General features: G+C 69.2%; 16 protein-coding genes. 9 read left to right on the plus strand and 7 right to left on the minus strand.

The window, feature by feature from the left end; all coding sequences use genetic code 11:
- Nucleotides 1-22 precede the first annotated feature (22 nt).
- Entirely contained in the window at nucleotides 23-634 is a 612-nt protein-coding gene (locus SACGLDRAFT_RS00700; RefSeq protein ID WP_040918338.1) for a macro domain-containing protein, read from the minus strand.
- Between the two features lie 110 nt (nucleotides 635-744).
- On the opposite strand from SACGLDRAFT_RS00700, the gene pheA reads away from it, so the two are divergent.
- Nucleotides 745-1,650, plus strand: coding sequence for a prephenate dehydratase (gene pheA, locus SACGLDRAFT_RS00705; protein WP_005460900.1), 906 nt, complete (start codon nucleotides 745-747; stop codon nucleotides 1,648-1,650).
- On the opposite strand, the gene SACGLDRAFT_RS00710 is transcribed toward pheA, so the two are convergent.
- From SACGLDRAFT_RS00710 to SACGLDRAFT_RS00720, 3 genes are read right to left on the minus strand one after another with little or no spacing between them, the layout of a single operon-like run.
- Entirely contained in the window at nucleotides 1,628-2,917 is a 1,290-nt protein-coding gene (locus tag SACGLDRAFT_RS00710; RefSeq protein ID WP_005460903.1) for an MFS transporter, read from the minus strand. The two genes, pheA and SACGLDRAFT_RS00710, sit on opposite strands and share 23 nt — an antisense overlap.
- A gap of 5 nt (nucleotides 2,918-2,922) precedes the next feature.
- The gene (locus SACGLDRAFT_RS00715) at nucleotides 2,923-3,273 is read right to left on the minus strand and encodes a metallopeptidase family protein (protein WP_005460904.1); all 351 of its coding nucleotides are present in this window, start codon (nucleotides 3,271-3,273) and stop codon (nucleotides 2,923-2,925) included.
- Nucleotides 3,274-3,278: 5 nt separating this feature from the next.
- Nucleotides 3,279-4,403, minus strand: a complete 1,125-nt coding sequence (locus tag SACGLDRAFT_RS00720) for a septum formation family protein (RefSeq protein WP_040918341.1) — start codon at nucleotides 4,401-4,403, stop codon at nucleotides 3,279-3,281.
- Between the two features lie 74 nt (nucleotides 4,404-4,477).
- Between SACGLDRAFT_RS00720 and SACGLDRAFT_RS00725 the strand changes: the two genes are divergently transcribed.
- From SACGLDRAFT_RS00725 to SACGLDRAFT_RS00750, 6 genes are all read left to right on the plus strand, one after another.
- Nucleotides 4,478-5,056: a hypothetical protein gene (locus SACGLDRAFT_RS00725; protein ID WP_005460909.1), complete on the plus strand. Its 579-nt coding sequence runs from the start codon at nucleotides 4,478-4,480 to the stop codon at nucleotides 5,054-5,056.
- A 3-nt stretch (nucleotides 5,057-5,059) separates the two neighbouring features.
- The gene (locus SACGLDRAFT_RS00730; protein ID WP_005460912.1) at nucleotides 5,060-6,226 is read left to right on the plus strand and encodes a glutathionylspermidine synthase family protein; all 1,167 of its coding nucleotides are present in this window, start codon (nucleotides 5,060-5,062) and stop codon (nucleotides 6,224-6,226) included.
- Between the two features lie 44 nt (nucleotides 6,227-6,270).
- Nucleotides 6,271-6,717, plus strand: coding sequence for a DUF350 domain-containing protein (locus tag SACGLDRAFT_RS00735; RefSeq protein ID WP_005460914.1), 447 nt, complete (start codon nucleotides 6,271-6,273; stop codon nucleotides 6,715-6,717).
- 107 nt (nucleotides 6,718-6,824) lie between these two features.
- A complete protein-coding gene (locus SACGLDRAFT_RS00740) occupies nucleotides 6,825-7,745 on the plus strand; it encodes a haloalkane dehalogenase (RefSeq protein ID WP_040919468.1) in 921 nt (306 codons plus the stop codon).
- 54 nt (nucleotides 7,746-7,799) lie between these two features.
- A complete protein-coding gene (serS, locus tag SACGLDRAFT_RS00745; protein ID WP_005460919.1) occupies nucleotides 7,800-9,062 on the plus strand; it encodes a serine--tRNA ligase in 1,263 nt (420 codons plus the stop codon).
- 78 nt (nucleotides 9,063-9,140) lie between these two features.
- Nucleotides 9,141-9,689, plus strand: a complete 549-nt coding sequence (locus tag SACGLDRAFT_RS00750; protein WP_005460921.1) for a DUF3558 family protein — start codon at nucleotides 9,141-9,143, stop codon at nucleotides 9,687-9,689.
- A 24-nt stretch (nucleotides 9,690-9,713) separates the two neighbouring features.
- Here SACGLDRAFT_RS00750 and lhgO read toward each other — a convergent pair whose 3' ends face one another.
- Together lhgO and SACGLDRAFT_RS00760 are read right to left on the minus strand one after the other, a co-directional pair.
- On the minus strand, nucleotides 9,714-10,904 hold the full coding sequence (lhgO, locus tag SACGLDRAFT_RS00755; protein ID WP_005460925.1) for an L-2-hydroxyglutarate oxidase: 1,191 nt from the start codon (nucleotides 10,902-10,904) through the stop codon (nucleotides 9,714-9,716).
- A gap of 82 nt (nucleotides 10,905-10,986) precedes the next feature.
- A complete protein-coding gene (locus tag SACGLDRAFT_RS00760) occupies nucleotides 10,987-11,922 on the minus strand; it encodes a hypothetical protein (RefSeq protein ID WP_005460926.1) in 936 nt (311 codons plus the stop codon).
- 246 nt (nucleotides 11,923-12,168) lie between these two features.
- Here SACGLDRAFT_RS00760 and SACGLDRAFT_RS00765 point away from each other — a divergent pair, with 246 nt between their 5' ends.
- Nucleotides 12,169-13,869 carry a hypothetical protein gene (locus SACGLDRAFT_RS00765; RefSeq protein ID WP_005460927.1) on the plus strand — a complete coding sequence of 567 codons (1,701 nt, stop codon included), beginning with the start codon at nucleotides 12,169-12,171 and terminating at the stop codon, nucleotides 13,867-13,869.
- Here the strand turns inward: SACGLDRAFT_RS00765 and SACGLDRAFT_RS00770 are convergent.
- Nucleotides 13,866-14,681, minus strand: coding sequence for an HAD family hydrolase (locus SACGLDRAFT_RS00770; protein WP_005460928.1), 816 nt, complete (start codon nucleotides 14,679-14,681; stop codon nucleotides 13,866-13,868). The genes SACGLDRAFT_RS00765 and SACGLDRAFT_RS00770 overlap by 4 nt on opposite strands.
- Nucleotides 14,682-14,761: 80 nt before the next feature.
- Between SACGLDRAFT_RS00770 and SACGLDRAFT_RS00775 the strand changes: the two genes are divergently transcribed.
- Nucleotides 14,762-15,640 carry an LLM class flavin-dependent oxidoreductase gene (locus tag SACGLDRAFT_RS00775; protein ID WP_198283540.1) on the plus strand — a complete coding sequence of 293 codons (879 nt, stop codon included), beginning with the start codon at nucleotides 14,762-14,764 and terminating at the stop codon, nucleotides 15,638-15,640.
- Nucleotides 15,641-15,741 lie beyond the last annotated feature (101 nt).

The raw sequence follows: 15,741 nt of genomic DNA on the forward strand, positions 1-15,741 counted from the left end.
GCCGTCCTCGCGGAAACGGCCCTCAACGGTCGCCGAAGACCTCGTTCCACGCCGCGGCGATCTGGTGCGCGCACGTCCGCGGCGACACCCCGCCGACCCCGGTACCGAGACCCGGCATCGCGATGGTCTCGACGACGTCGCGGAAGCGCGTGCCGTTCTCGAACTGGCCGTCTCGCCACAGCAGGAACACCGCGCGCGCGGCCAGGTAGGGGTGGACCGTGTCGTCGGGCAGTCGCTCGCCGGGCTCACGCATGGTGGGAGCACTGATCAGCCATTCGGGCATGGCCTCGCCGGTGGGGACGACGACGGCCTCGCCGATCGGCAGCTCACCGCCGTGGTAGGCGAGGATCGTGCTGCGTACCTGTTGCTCGATGCCGGGGAATGCCTGCGCGTACACGGCGTCGACCCCGCCCCGCATCCAACCGTGGCTGTTGGCGGGGCTCACCACGGCCTGTGCCCGCACGTCCAATACCGAACCTCTGTGCACCCGCAAGGGGCCGTTCACGGTCTCGGCGACGCTGTGCCAGGCCGTCGCGAGGGAGTCGTCGAGTGCGCACAACACCAGCTCCGGGAGCGCGGGAGAGGTCGTTGCGCCTGTGCCGTTCCACGTGTGCGTGCCTGATTCGGCGGTCACGCTAACAGCATGGCAAAAATCCAGATCCCAGGTAACCGGGTATCCAGTCGGCTGGACGCGCGACATGGGTGAGGATCGTCTCATCCCGTGTGCCGCGTAGCCTTTGGTCCATGTCGCGTATCGCCTACTTCGGCCCCGCCGGGACGTTCACCGAGCAGGCCGCCCGGAGTCTTTCCACCGGGCAGGAGCTCGTGCCGATGGAGACGATTCCCGCCGCGATGACGGCCGTGCGCAAGGGCGACGCCGAATTGGCGTGCGTGCCGGTGGAGAACTCCGTGGAGGGTCCCGTCACGGCGACGCTCGACGGGCTGGCCGAGGACTCTCCCCTGGTCGCGGTGGCGGAGGCGCTGCTGCCGGTGCACTTCACGGTGCTGACGCGGCCGGAGGTGAGGACCGTTCGCACCGTCGCCAGCCATCCCCACGCACTCGCCCAGGTCAGGCACTGGCTCGAACGCAACCTTCCGGAGGCGAGGGTGGTCGTCGCCTCGTCCACGGCCGCGGCGGCCGTCGCCGTGCGCGACGGCGAGTACGACGCGGCCGTCACCGCGCCCGTCGCCGCGCAGACCTACCCCTTGAAGGTGCTCGCCGAAGGGGTCGCCGACGTACCCGACGCGCGCACCCGTTTCCTGCTGCTCTCCCCGCCGTGCCCGCCGCCCGAGCCGACGGGCGCCGACCGGACCTCGATCGTCGCCTCCATGGCCAACCGCACCGGTGCGCTCGCCGAACTGCTCAACGAACTCGCTCTGCGGGGGATCAACCTGACCCGCCTCGACGCGCGTCCCATCAAGGGCAACTTCGGGTTCTACCGGTTCTTCCTCGACTTCGAGGGCCACATCGCCGAGGCCCGTGTCGGTGATGCGCTCGCGGCCTTGAGACGACGTTGCGAGGTGCGTTTCCTCGGCTCGCACCCGAGGGCCGACGGCGTGCGCGCCACCGTGAGCGCCACGGCCACTGACTCCGACTTCGCCGCCGCGGCGGAGTGGGTGCGGGCCGTCAGGAGCGGCGAGCGGGCGTGAGGTCGTGGGCGCGGACCGAGGCCCACGCGACCAGCGCCACCAGCAACAACCCCGCTCCCGACAGAGCGAACGTCGTGCTCGCGGAGTCGAACAGCCGAGTGGTGAGACCACCGAGGAGCGCGCCGAGGGGCAGCGCGCCCCACGCCACCGTGCGCCACACACCGATTACCCGGCCCAGCAACTCCTCCGGCACCAGGAGATGACGGGCGGTGGCGAGCAGGACGTTGACGAGCACGACCGCCCCGGCGAAGACCCCGAAGAGCGAGCTCGCCACGACGGGGTTGCTCACCAGGCCCATCGCGAGGAAAGCCGCTCCGGCGGTCACCAGGCCGGAGGTGAGGGCGGCGGTACTGCCCAGGCGGTCGATGAGCCGGGACGCCACGGTGGCGCCGAGCAGCCCACCGATGCCGCCGGTGAAGCCGAACACGCCGAACGCCGCCTCACTGAGGCCGAGGTCGGTGAGCGCGTACAACACGAGCTGCGCCTGAGCCATCTCGCTGACGAGCCCGACCATCCCCACCACCAGCACCAGGCGTCCCAGAACGGGATGTCCGAGGACCCAGCGAAGGCCCTGCGCGATGTCCGCGCGCACCTCCGCCGTGACGGACCTCGAACCGGAGCGGTCGCGCTCCGGGCGGTAAGTCCCCGGCAACGTCACCAGGAGGACGGCTCCCAGCGCGAAGGCCACCGAGTCGAGGAGGAAGGGGAACGCGGCGAAGAGCGCGAACGTCAGGCTGCCCAGCGGGCCGCCGAGGAAGGTCTGCCCCACGATCTCCGCGGCCTGGAGCTTGCTGTTGGCCTTCGCCAGCCCGCTGCGTCCCACCACCGCCGGAACCAGCACGTTCGTGGCGCTGTCGGCCACCGTCTCCGCGATGCCCACTCCCAGGGCCGCGACGTAGACCAACCAGATGCTCGCCGCGTCGAAGTGGACGAGGAGGGCGAGAAGGCCGATCACCACGGCGCGGACGGTGTTGGCCACGACGACGGCGGTACGGCGGTCGACACGGTCGAGGAGCGCGCCCGCCACGACGCCGAACAACAGCCAGGGTAGGAACTGCGCCGCCGACAACCCGCCGATCAGCAAGGGGTCCCGCGTCACCTGGACGGCGAGCAGCGGGAACGCGACCTTCGCGATGCCGTCACCGAGGTTGGCGAAGACGCTGGAACCCACTAGGAGGTGGAGCTTTTTGCTCGGAACGGTGTCCACGCTCCGCGTGACCCCGTGACTGTGGCCGGTCTCCTCGGACGAGTCCGGGGAGGAACCCATGTCCCCTACCCCCAGCCGAGTTCGTGGAGCCGGGCGTCGTCGATGCCGAAGTGGTGCGCCACCTCGTGCACGACGGTGATCAGGACTTCCTCGACGACGTCCTCCTCGGTCTCGCAGATGGCCAGGATCGGCTCACGATAGATGGAGATGCGGTCGGGCAACACCCCACCGTAGTCGTGACCGCGTTCGGTCAACGCGACCCCGTGGTAGAGCCCGAGCAGATCTTCTTCCTCCTCGTTGCGATCTTCGACGAGGATGACCACGTTGTCCATCGCGGCGGCGAATTTGGGCGGTAGTTGGTCCAGGGCGTCGGCGACGAGCTCCTCGAACCGGGCGCGGCTCATCTCGACGGGCATGGTCGTCAGCCTCCGTTTTCTTGGTCGCCCGGTGAGTCGGGTTGATCGGTCGGTTCGCCGCCCTCGGCGTCGTCGCCGTTCTCGTCCTCGGAGCCGTCGGCGCCGTCTCCTTGATCGTCCTTTTCGGCGCCGTCCTTCTCGTCCTCCTTCTTGTCGTCTTTCTTGTCGTCTTTGTCCTTACTGTCCTTCACGCTGCCCTGTACGGGAGCCAGTCCGCTTTGGTCCTCCAAGGTGGCGCCCACCTTGCAGTTGACGAGCTTGGAGCCGGCCTTCCAACTCTCTTTCGAACGGGTGTCCCAGCTCAGGATCAGCCCGTCCTCGGCCAGCTCCTCGACACCCTTGCCGCCTGTGTAGTCCTCCACGAGTTCGGCGCAGGTCGGTTCCAGCCACTCCTTCTGCTCGTCCTCCGAGGGGTAGGAGTCGAACTCCTCGGAGAGGTCCACCGTCGCGACGATCTCGTAGGAGTGTTCCGAGTCACAGGAGACCGGGTCGCCCACGCTCTTGTCGACCAGCGCCAGACAGGTGCCGGGCTCCCAGACGTTCGACTGGTCGATGTCCTTCGCCGGCTCCGTCAACACCTGTAACCCGCCGCCGGGGCCGACCCACTGGAGTCCGCAGTGCAGGGCGCGGTCCCCGTCCGTCCACTGCTTCTCGTCCGGCCGCAACACGCCGATGGTCAGCTTGCCCTCGGGGTCGAGCGGGCCGTCGAGGTAGTCCTCGACGAGCGGGCCGCAGTATTCCTTGGTGAGTTCCCGCCACGTCCGCTCCTCCTCCGGAAGGGGAGCCTTCGGCCCGTACTCCGGTGTGAGGTCGGCCAACCCGACCACCTCGAACAAGTGTTCCTCGTCGCACGACACCCGGTGCACGTCGCTGGCGTCCACCGTGGTCCAATTCAGGCAGCTTCCCGGTGGCGAGCGGAACGCCTCCTCACGAGCCTTGGCCACCTGCTCGGCCTTCTCCTCGGCCTGCCGCTGCGCGACGAGCTGCGGGCTCTCGGGTACCCAGGAGAAGATCCAACTGAGCGTCATGGCGACGAGGGCACCGAGAAAGGCACCCCCCATCAACACGCGGGTGCGCAGGGCCGAGTCGTTCGGCGAGCGGTCGGGTTGGTCGGACATCAGCACCATCATGCCTGTTTCGGCGTGCGACCGTGAGTGAGTGGTTAAGGTGACATACCGCATGGTCCGCGGTCTTGGAGTGCGCGATGACGGATAACAACGAAAAGGATGAGGAACGGCGCGGTTCTATGCGTTTCCAGGATCCTGAGACGACCACTCCCCGAGAGCCCACGCTCGCCGAGAAGCGAGCTCGGATGAAGGCGATCGAGGAGAACCAGCGTAGGGCCGAGGAGGAGCGGAGACGGCGCGAGGAGGCCGAGGCCAAGGCCCGGACCCGGCGCAAGGTGCTCGCGGGCGGTGGCGTGACGCTCGGACTCGTGGGGCTCGTGGCCGCCTGGTACGTCGTCGCCATGCCGGAAGAGGTCACCGCCGTCTGCACCACCCCCGACGGCACCATCGTCGACGACGACTACTGCGACGACCGCTACGTGAGCTCCCACGGCGGCTACCACAGTGGTGGCTGGGTGTTCATTCCCTCCCCCGGTGGGGGCTATCAGCAGTACCGGTACAACTACGGCGGTACCGGGACGGTGGGCCAGAAGGTGAGCGGCGGTACGTACACGCGTCCCGCCAACGCGTCCATCAGCACCAAGTCGGGCACCACCATCCAGCGTGGAGGTTTCGGCATCAGCGGCGGCAGCTTCGGCAAGGGCGGGGGATCTTAGACAGTGCGCAGGGAGACGGGAACGCCTCGACCGGGGTGGGAGAAGATCGTCGCCGAACAGGGGCTCGTGTTCGGCACCCCGGCGCGGGACGGCGCGGGACAACCCCGTCCGTACTGGGACGAGTCCGTGCACTACGTCCTCGACATGGAGGAAGTGCTCTCGCTCGAAGCCGATGTGGAGCTACTGCACTCGATGTGCCTTGAGGCCGTGGACCACGTCGTGACCGCCGAGCGGTACGCCGAGTTCGGCATCCCCGAATGGGTGTGGCCCCACATCGCCGAATCGTGGCGTCGTGCCGATCCGCACGTCTACGGTCGGTTCGACCTCCGTTACGACGGCCGCAGCCCCGCGAAGCTGCTGGAGTACAACGCGGACACGCCGACCTCTCTGCTCGAAGCCGCCATCGTGCAGTGGTACTGGAAGGCCGACGTCCACCCCGACGACGATCAGTGGAACTCCCTGCACGAACAGCTCGTCGAGCGGTGGCGGACCATCGGCGCCAAGCTTCCCTCCAACGAGGCGCACTTCAGTTGGTCGGGCGCCGACCCCACGGGCGAGGACCATCTGACCGTCACCTATCTCCAGGAGACCGCGGCGGAGGCCGGGCTCGACACGGTGGGTCTCGTGATCGAGGAGATCGGCTGGGACCCGCTGCTCAAGAGGTTCGTCGACCTTGAGGAAGCTCCCATGAACACGGTCGTGAAGCTGTATCCGTGGGAGTGGGTGATCGACGAGGAGTTCGGTCGCTACGCCGTCGAGTCGCTGCCACAGACACTGTGGATCGAGCCGTTGTGGAAGATGCTGCTGTCCAACAAGGCTCTCCTCGGCATCCTGTGGGAGAACTATCCGGGACACCCCAACTTGCTGCCCGCGTTCAACGACCAGCCCGGCATGCTCACCGAGTACGTGCGTAAGCCGAAGCTCGGGCGGGAGGGAGCGAACGTGAAGATCGTCGCTCCCGGATACGAGACCGAGACGGGTGGTGTCTACGGCTCCGAAGGCTATGTCTACCAGGCGTTCGACCCGCTTCCCGAGTTCGACGGCTACCGTCCCGTGCTGGGGGCGTGGATCGTCGGCGACAACGCGGCGGGGCTCGGTATCCGGGAGTCGTCGGGGCTGGTGACGGACGACGGAGCGGCGTTCGTCCCGCACCGCATCCCGCAGTCGTGATAGGACACGCCTGCAACCTTGCTCACTCGACCCGGGAGACCTTCGTGCTCGTAGCACTGTCCGACACCTTCGGTACCGATCTGGCCAGGGGCATCGGGGCGATCATGCTGTACGCGATCGTCGGCCTGGTGCTCATGCTGTTGGGCTTCTACGCCATCGACCTGACTACTCCGGGCAAACTGTCCGAGTTGGTGCGCAGGGGCCTGCCCAACGCCGTGGTGATCACGGCGTCGGGAATGGTGTCGATGGCGTTCATCGTGGTGGTGGCCATCTGGGCGTCGGCGAGCGACCTCGTGGAGGGCCTCATCACCTCGCTCGTGTACGGCCTGGTGGGCATCGTCGCCCAGGTCATCGCGGTGCGGCTGTTGGAGTGGGTGACGCGCATCGACGTCCGCTCCACCCTCGAAAACGACAGGTACACGCCGGCGAGCCTCATCGTGGCCGCCGCCCACCTGGCGCTCGGCCTCGTGGTCGCCGTCTCGATCTCCTAAGGTTCTCGGGCTCGCGGGCCTCCGGCCGGGGGCCCGCGGAAAACCGGACGTATCTCCTTGATTGCGGCCACCCGCTCGGGGCGTGATCGTCCACTACCGTGTGGCACGTGCGGTTACTGAGGACGCCCGAGGACCGGTTCGACGACCTGCCCGACTTCGACTTCCCCGCTCGCTACGCGGACGTCGACCACCCGTTGCACGGGATCATCAGGATCGGTTACGTGGAGGTGGGGCCGCCCGACGGACCCACCGTGCTACTGCTCCACGGCGAGCCGAGCTGGTCCTTCCTCTACCGGAAGATGCTCCCCGTGCTCGCCGAGGCGGGCCTTCGGGCCGTCGCGCCCGACCTCGTGGGATTCGGCCGCTCCGACAAGCCGACGGACGTGGCCGATCACACCTACGCGCGGCACGTCGAATGGATGCGTGCCTTCGCGTTCGACGTCCTCGACCTGCGTGACGTCGTGCTCGTGGGGCAGGACTGGGGCGGCCTCATCGGACTGCGTCTCGTGGCGGAGAACCTCGACCGCTTCGCCGGGGTCGTCGCGGCGAACACCGGGCTCCCCACGGGGGACGCCGGCATGCCTCCGCAATGGTGGGCGTTCCACGACGCGGTGCGAAAGGCGCCCGTGCTCGACATCGCCCGGTTCGTGCAGTCCGGCTGCAAGCGCACACTCAGCGAGGCCGAGCGCGCCGCCTACGACGCGCCGTTTCCCAACGAGACGTACAAGGCGGGGCCGCGCGCGCTGCCCACGTTGGTCCCCACCAGGCCCGACGACCCCGCGTCCGAGGCCAACCGAACGGCGTGGAGGACGCTGTCGGCGTCGTCACTGCCGTTTCTGTGCGCGTTCTCCGACGGTGACCCGATCACCGAGGCCGCCGGGCCGCTCCTGCGGCGCGTCATGCCGGGTGCGGCGGGGCGGGAGCACCCCACCATCGCGGGCGCGGGGCACTTCCTCCAGGAGGACGCGGGCGAGGAGCTGGCCGGGGTGGTGGTCGAATTCGTGCGCGGGTTGGGTCGAGGAGCCTGAAACGAGTGACCAGGTGAACGCGGCCCACCACACCCCGGTCTACCCTGGCTAACCGTGATTGACCTCAGGACTCTGCGCGAGGAACCGGACGTCGTGCGCGCCTCGCAGCGCGCCCGCGGTGAGGACGTCGGCGTTGTGGACAGGCTGCTGTCCCTCGACGCCGAACGCAGGTCCGCCATCGCCAAGGCCGACAACCTCCGCGCCGAGCAGAAGCAGCTCGGTAAACGCATCGGCAAGGCGTCCGGGGAGGAACGCGAGTCCCTGCTCGCGCGTGGCAAGGAGCTCGCTGCCCAGGTCAAGGAGGCCGAGGCCGAGCAGAACCGCGCCAGCGAGGAGTTCGAGAAGCTCCACCGGGTGGTGCCGAACGTCGTGCACCCCGCCGTGCCGGCGGGCGGCGAGGACGACTTCGTCGTGCTCAAGCACGTGGGAACGCCGAGGGAGTTCGACTTCACTCCCAAGGACCACCTGGAGCTTGGTGAGGCGCTCGGCGCTCTCGACATGGAACGCGGTGCCAAGGTCTCGGGCGCGCGGTTTTACTTCCTCACCGGTGTCGGTGCCCAGCTCCAGCTCGCGTTGCTGAACATGGCGGCGGCGCAGGCGGCCGAGAAGGGCTTCCAGCTGATGATCCCGCCCGTGTTGGTGCGGCCGGAGATCATGGCCGGAACTGGGTTCCTCGGGGCTCACTCGTCGGAGGTGTACCGCCTGCCGGACGACGACCTCTACCTGGTCGGGACGTCGGAGGTGCCGCTGGCGGGCTACCACGCGGACGAGATCCTCGACCTCTCGGACGGCCCGTTGCGGTACGCGGGCTGGTCGTCGTGCTTCCGCCGCGAGGCCGGCTCCTACGGTAAGGACACCCGCGGCATCATCCGCGTCCACCAGTTCGACAAGGTGGAGATGTTCGTCTTCTGCGAGCCCTCCGACGCCGAGGAGGAGCACGAGAAGCTGCTCGCCTGGGAGGAGGAGATGCTCGCGAAGATCGAGGTGCCCTACCGGGTGATCGACACGGCGGCGGGTGACCTCGGCGCCAGCGCGGCGCGCAAGTACGACTGCGAGGCGTGGATACCCACGCAGCAGGCGTACCGCGAGCTGACCTCGACGTCCAACTGCACCACCTACCAGGCGCGCAGGCTGGCGGTGCGCTACCGCGACGCCGACGGTCGTCCCCAGATCGCCGCGACCCTGAACGGCACGCTCGCCACCACGCGGTGGATCGTCGCGATCCTGGAAAACCACCAGCAGGCCGACGGTTCCGTGCGGGTTCCCGAGGCGCTGCGCCCGTTCCTGGGAATGTCCGAGCTTCGGCCGCGAGACTGATTTCCCGCGACGCTCCCGGTCGCCTTCCGTGCCCTCTACGCTGAGCGTGCCAGCCGGAAGGCGACCCTGGGAGGTCACGTGCGTAGGACGGCGCTCGCCGGTCTCGGCTTCGCGGCGTTGCTGCTGACGGGATGCGGCACCACGGTGACGGGCACGGCGTCCCCGATCTCCTCGGCCCCGAGTGGGGAGGCGACGGAGCCCGCCGAGCCCACCGGGATCGCCGGTCAACCCTGCGAGCTGCTGACTCCCGAGCAGGCCACGTCCCTGGGCTACGGGGAGGAGGGCGAGTTCTCGCCCGGCAGACCCGAGCAGTTGATGCCCGCCCGTTGTACGTGGGATCCCGCGGCCGGCGACGGGGACCCGCTCACCGCCTACTTCTCCGTGGACATCTCGTTGGCCGACTACGTCGCCGGGGTCCAGCCGGATTGGGAGAAGGACCTCGGCGCCCTGACCTGGGAGCACTACCCCGACCCGCTCGGCCTCGAGGGGACGTGCATGCTGGCCGCCGAGCTGTCTCCCTCGTCCTTCGTCGCGCTTTCGAGCAGCGACTTCCTCGACACGTCGAAGGCCTGTGAGCGGGCCGAGGCCGCCGCGCCGTACGTGTCCGCGAATCTCTCCGGCGGTTGAGTCGGGGCCGAGCCCGTGCGTGGCTCAGGCGTGGGCGGTCACGCGATCGACGATGTGTGAGGCGATCTCCAACGCGCTCGTGGCGGCGGGAGACGGTGCGTTGAGCACGTGTACCTGGCCGCGGCTCTCCTCGACGAGGAAGTCGTCGGCGAGCCTGCCGTCGGGCAGCAAGGCCTGGGCCCGCACCCCGGAGTCGTGACGCACGATGTCGTCCGGCGTCACCGCGGGCACGAGCCGGGCGAGGCTCGCCGCGAAGCGCCGCTTCGACAGTGAGCGCCGCACCTCGTCCCATCCCACCGGGAACGCGTAGCGACGGGCGAACCGCCACGTGCCGGGGAAGGTCAGCGTGTCGAGGAGGTCGCCGGGGGAGACGTCCCGCCAGCGGTAGCCCTCGCGGCGCAATGCGGGCACGGCGTTGGGTCCTGCGTGGACACTGCCGTCGAGCATGCGCGTGAGGTGCACGCCGAGGAACGGCAGGGCCGGGTCGGGTACCGGGTAGATCAGTCCCCGGACGAGGTGACGTCGCTCGGGACGCAGCGTGTAGTACTCGCCTCGGAAGGGCACGATCCGGGCCGACGGCGTGAACCCGGCCAGCCGGGCGACGCGGTCGGAGTGCAGGCCCGCGCAGTTGACGAGCACGTCGGAGGCCACCACCCCGTGAGGTGTGGCGACCTCGACGCCGCCCCGGTCTCCGGTGCGGATACCGAGGGCGGGCGAGTTCAACCGCAGGTCCGCACCGGCGTCTCGGGCCAGCGTCGCCAGCACCCGGCACACGGCCGGGAAATCGATCACCGCGGTCGAGTGCACGCGCAACGCTCGCACGCACGTCACCTCGGGTTCGTACTCCGCGGCCTGCGCGGGTTCCAGCATCGTGGCGGGCACGCCGTTGGCCTCCGCCCGCTCGGCGAGCACGCCCAGCGCGGGCAGCTCCGCCTCGGAGGTCGCGACCACCAGCTTGCCGCACACCTCCACCGGAACCCCGTGCTCGCGGGCGAAGGCGACCATCGAGCGGTTGCCCGCCACCGAAAGCCGTGCCTTCAGCGAACCCGGCCGGTAGTACAGCCCGGCGTGCACGACGTTCGAGTTGTGGCCGGTCTGGTGAGCCGCCCAGTGGTCCTCTTTCTCCAACACGGTGACGCGGTAGCCGCGCCCGGTGAGCTTCCAGGCGACGGCGAGGCCGATGATGCCGCCGCCGATGACCGTCACGTGCCGCACGGTGCGGCAGCCTACGCCGTCGGGAGCGTTCCGATCGGGGCCACTGCGTCACACCTCGGGAAGGAGAGCAAAGACTCGGTGCTCAGTCCCGGAACTCGGGAAGCTTCGGCCAGACGAGCGCGGCGAGTTCTTCGGCCACGTCGCAGGCGCTCGGGTCGAACGTCGTGGCCGACACAGTGAGGATCTCGCGTTCTTGCGGGTAACCCCCGGCGAGCGGGATGTGTGGGGTGGACACGTCGCAACGCAGCTCGCTCCCCGTCACCCTCGTGGGGCGGCCTTCGAGCTTCGTGGAGAACTCCGCCAGGTCCACGGGCATCTCCACCCCGAAGGTCAGCTCGACCGAGGGCCCCATCGGCGGACCCCAGGTGCAGCCGTGACCACCGACCCGCTCGTGAGCGACCAGGTCGTCGTCGAGCGCGTCCGAGGCGGCGGTGTCGTCGAGCAGCGCGCACGCCTCCAACTCCGCGAGCGACCCCTCCCCGAACGTCCTCGGGAACGTCTCCTCCGAGAAGGCGGCCTCGACGACCCCGTCGGTCACGGTGTCGGCGACGCGGCAGAGCTCCTTCATGTCGACTTGCTCGACACCCCGCAGCCCCTGCGCGAAGACCTGTATGCCGATCTCGTCGGCGAACAGCAGGGTTCGCAAGCACCCTGCTTCGGTGTCGAACGTCTGGCGATGCACGGAACGCGACAGCGCCTCGTCCTCCGAGGGCAGGTTTCCCTCCTCGGCGTTGTCGTACAGCCCGCCGATCATCACGGTCATCGTGGTGGCGGGAGCGTCGACCCCGACGAGGCAGTGCCGGAAGTCCGGGACCATGAAGTCGATGGTGGCGTCGGTTTCTTCGAGGGCTCGTACGTCGAGCAACTCGCAGTAGTCGATCGCGCCGAGGTCACCGAAGGCTTCCTCCGCCGTCAGCGGTGGCTCCGCCGGTTTCCCGGTGCTGCCGGCCGGCGCCGCGACACTGCTTTTGTCGGTCTTCTCGGGCTCCGAGGCCGAGCACGACGCGGTCAAGACCACCGCCACTCCGGCTGCAAGGAGTCCGAAATGTTTCTTATGCACGGTAGAGGTATCGGTCTCCCGTGGGTGGCATAACGGGACCGGCTCTTTCGTGACGATCCCGAGAGGGCGTCGTTACGTCCCGTTCGCCGGTCCGGGGTCCCGGTTGTCGGCGACACACGCGCTGCGAGTGACCCCTTCGGCCGTCGGGAGCAAGTAGCTTCGTCACGGAAGGGGTGCACGTCGGTCTAGCGGGCGAGGTGTGGGGTGGCAGCGGTCACGATCGGTTCATGGCTCGTGCTGGCCGTGTTCCTGATCGGGTGGTGGCCGCGTATCAACGCCAGACGCGTCTGGCGGTTCTCGGCGTTGGGCCTTGCCCTGCTGCTGTCGCTGTTCCACCAGCTCGCCTATGCCACCATCGCCGGTGACGCCTACGTCACCTTCCGTTACGCGCACAACATCGTCGAAGGCTACGGCGCCGTCTACAACCTCGGTGAGTACGTCGAGGGATACGCGAACTTCCTGTGGCTGATCCTCGTGGCCCTGCCCGGCGTCGTCCTCGGTGACTCCGGCGCCATCGTGCCGACCGCCGTGATCCTCGGCGTCGGCAGTGCCCTCGGATGCGTGGTGCTGGCCTACCGGCTGACGAACCGGATCGTGCGCCTGGCCCAACCGGAAGGGCCGGGCATGCCCGGCCTCGGAGTGGTGGCGGCGGCGCTCACCGCGGGGTCGAGCTCGCTTTCGGCCTACGGCGCCTCGGGGCTCGAAGCGCCCCTGTTCGTGCTGCTGACGCTCACCTTCTGCCTCGCGCTCGCGTCCGGTAGAGCGGTGGTGGCCGGGGTGGTGGTCGCGTTGGCGGTCATGACGAGGCCGGAGGGCCTGTTCCTCGCCGTGGTCGGCCTGGTGTGGTTCGCCGTGGAGGCGGTGCGTCGCAGGCAGCTGGAAGCGGCCGCGGTGGCGTACGTGGTGGGTGCCGCCGTGCTGTTGGTGCCGTGGACGGTGTGGCGGCTCACCATCTACGAGCACCTGCTGCCCAACGTGGTCGTGTCGCGGTGGAGCGGAGCCTGGTCCGACCGGCTGGCGGGCGGCTGGGAGTACGTGGCCGAGTTCGCGTTGGCCTACCAGGCGTTCGTGGCACTCGCGGTGACCGCGCTGGCGCTGCTGCTGACCCGCCGCGGGGTGCCGAAAGGCGTGGCACGCGCTCGCTCGGTGGTGTGGCTGCTGGTGGCACTCGCCCTCGGGATCGTGGCGGGTGTCGTGGTCTGCGGTGGCGGCTGGATGCCGGCGTGGCGGTTGCTCGCCCCGGTGCCCGTGCTGCTGGCGGTGGTGGGTACGGCCGCGTACGGGCTTTTCGCCGTGACCGCCCCCGCCAGGGACACGACCACGTCCGGCGGGACGGGGACGCGGGCGCCGCTCGCGCGCAGGCGCACGGTCGCCGTGGTGACCATGGCGCTGTGCGGGTTGTCGCTCGTCGTGACCACGGTGCATCCTCGCGCGCTGCCCGCGATGCGGGAGCTGCGTGCCTCCACGGCCCAGCTCTCCGAGATCGGCAGGTGGCTGGACGAGTCGTTGCCGGCGGGAACGGTGATCAGCACCCACAACACGGGGGCGCTGGCGTACGCGGCGGGACCGTCGATCACCGTCGTGGACGTCTTCGGCCGCACGGACGAGCACATCGCGCACGAAGGCGAGCCGGTGCGGGTGGGAGGTCGCGGCATCTACCTCGCCCGCGACTTCGACTATGTGGTCAACGTGCGCGAACCGGCCGTGGTGGTCGAGGAGTCCGGCTACACCACCGAGCAGGGGTGCGGCATCAACCCCGCCTACGCGGAGCTGTACGAGGTGGCGAGCTTCCGCAGGGAGGGCACTCCGTACTGGGTGTCGGTGTACGTGCGGCGGGCGGGGGCCACGTACCTCGTCGAGCTACTGGACTCCCACCCGGATTTCACGTACGTGTCGTGCCTTTAGAACCAGCGCTCCAGCACCTGCGCCACGCCGTGCTCGGCGTTGGAAGCGGTGATCTCGTCGGCGGCCTCCAGCACCGTCGGGTGGGCGTTGGCAACGGCGACCCCGTGTCCGGCCCAGGTGAGCATCGGCAGGTCGTTGGGCATGTCGCCGAACGAGATCGTCTCGTCGGCCGTCACGTCCAACCGCTGGGCGACTTCGGCGAGTCCGCTAGCCTTCGTGATGCCGGGCGAGGAGATCTCGATCAGCCCGCCGCCGGTGGAGAAGGTGATGTGCACGCTGTCGCCCAGTACGCTGCGGGCCGCGACGGCCATCTCGTCGGACGTCATCTTGCGGTGGCTGACCAGCAATTTCACTGCCGGATGCCCCAGTACCTCCGCGCGCGGCACCACGAAGCCCTCCCCGTCGTCCCACGGGTTGTAGTACTCCGCCTCGATCACGAAGTTGGGCAGGTCGTCGTCCACCGCCTTCGTGCCGATGCGCTCGGAGGCCAGGGTGCATCCGGGAAGTGCGTGGTCGAGTGCCTCGGCCAGGTCGGTGAGCTGCACGGGATCGAGCAGACCGTGCACGTCCACGACGCGGTCCGCGCCGATGTCGTACAGTACGGCGCCGTTCGCGCACACCGCGTAGCCGGTCAGGCCGGTGGCCTCCGCGACCGGCGGGATCCAGCGCGGTGGCCTGCCGGTGACGAGGATGACCGGTACGCCGTCGTCGACGGCGCGGGTCACCACGGCGGCAGTGCGAGGTGCCACCTCCTCCAGGGGGGTGAGCAGGGTGCCGTCGACGTCGGAGGCGATGAGCCGGGGTTTCTCCACATCACCAGTCTCCCAGAACCTGCCCGTGCTGCGGGGTGGCGTGTTTCACCGATAGCGTCAACGACGTGCGCGTAGGCATTGTGATCCTCCCCGAGGACAGGTGGTGGGCCGCCGAACCGAAGTGGCGGGCCGCCGAGGAGTACGGTTTCGACCACGCGTGGACGTACGACCACCTGGGATGGCGTTCGCTGGTGGACGGGCCGTGGTTCAGCGCGGTGCCCACCCTGGCCGCCGCGGCCATGGTCACGACCACTATCAGACTCGGAACCTTCGTGGCCTCCCCCAATTTCCGTCATCCCGTGCCGTTCGCTCGGGAGGTCATCACCCTCGACGACCTCGCCGACGGACGCCTCGTGCTCGGGATCGGCGCCGGGGGTCGGGGGTACGACGCGTCGGTGCTCGGTGGGGCGGAACTGTCGGCCGGGCAGCGGGCCGACCGGTACATCGAGTTCGTCGAGGCGCTCGACGGGCTGCTGCGCACGGACGGCTACGACCACTCGGGCACCTACTACACGGCCAACGGCGCGCGGAACCTTCCCGGCTGCGTACAGAAACCGCGCTCGCCCCTGCTGCTGGCCGCGGACGGCCCGAGGACGATCGCCTTCGCCGCTCGTACGGGCGACGGCTGGATCACCACGGGGCGCCCGGAGGAGGGCCAGACCCAGGACGAGTGGTGGAGCCGGGTACGGGAGTTGTCGAGCAGGTTCGACGACGCCCTCGCCGAGACGGGTCGGGAGCAGGTGGTGCGTTGCCTCAGCTTGGACGCCGCGCCGGTGTTCTCGCTGTCGAGTACCGAGGCCTTCGCCGAGGCGGTGGGCCGGGCGGAGGAGCTGGGCTTCACCGACGTGGTGGTGCACTGGCCGCGCAGTGGCACGCCGTACCAGGGCAAGGAGTCGGTGTTGGAGGAGATCGCCGCCGACCTGCTGCCCCGCGTGCAGGGCCGGGATCAGACCAATTGAGTAACTGGAACGGGTGAATCACGCAGGGTAAGGAACCAGTGCGGCCCCTGGACCGTCGGATGTGACGCAGGACCACCGACAGGCGCCCGGGGATATAAGGG

The sequence above is a fragment of the Saccharomonospora glauca K62 genome (assembly GCF_000243395.2).
GTDB classification, from domain to species: domain Bacteria; phylum Actinomycetota; class Actinomycetes; order Mycobacteriales; family Pseudonocardiaceae; genus Saccharomonospora; species Saccharomonospora glauca.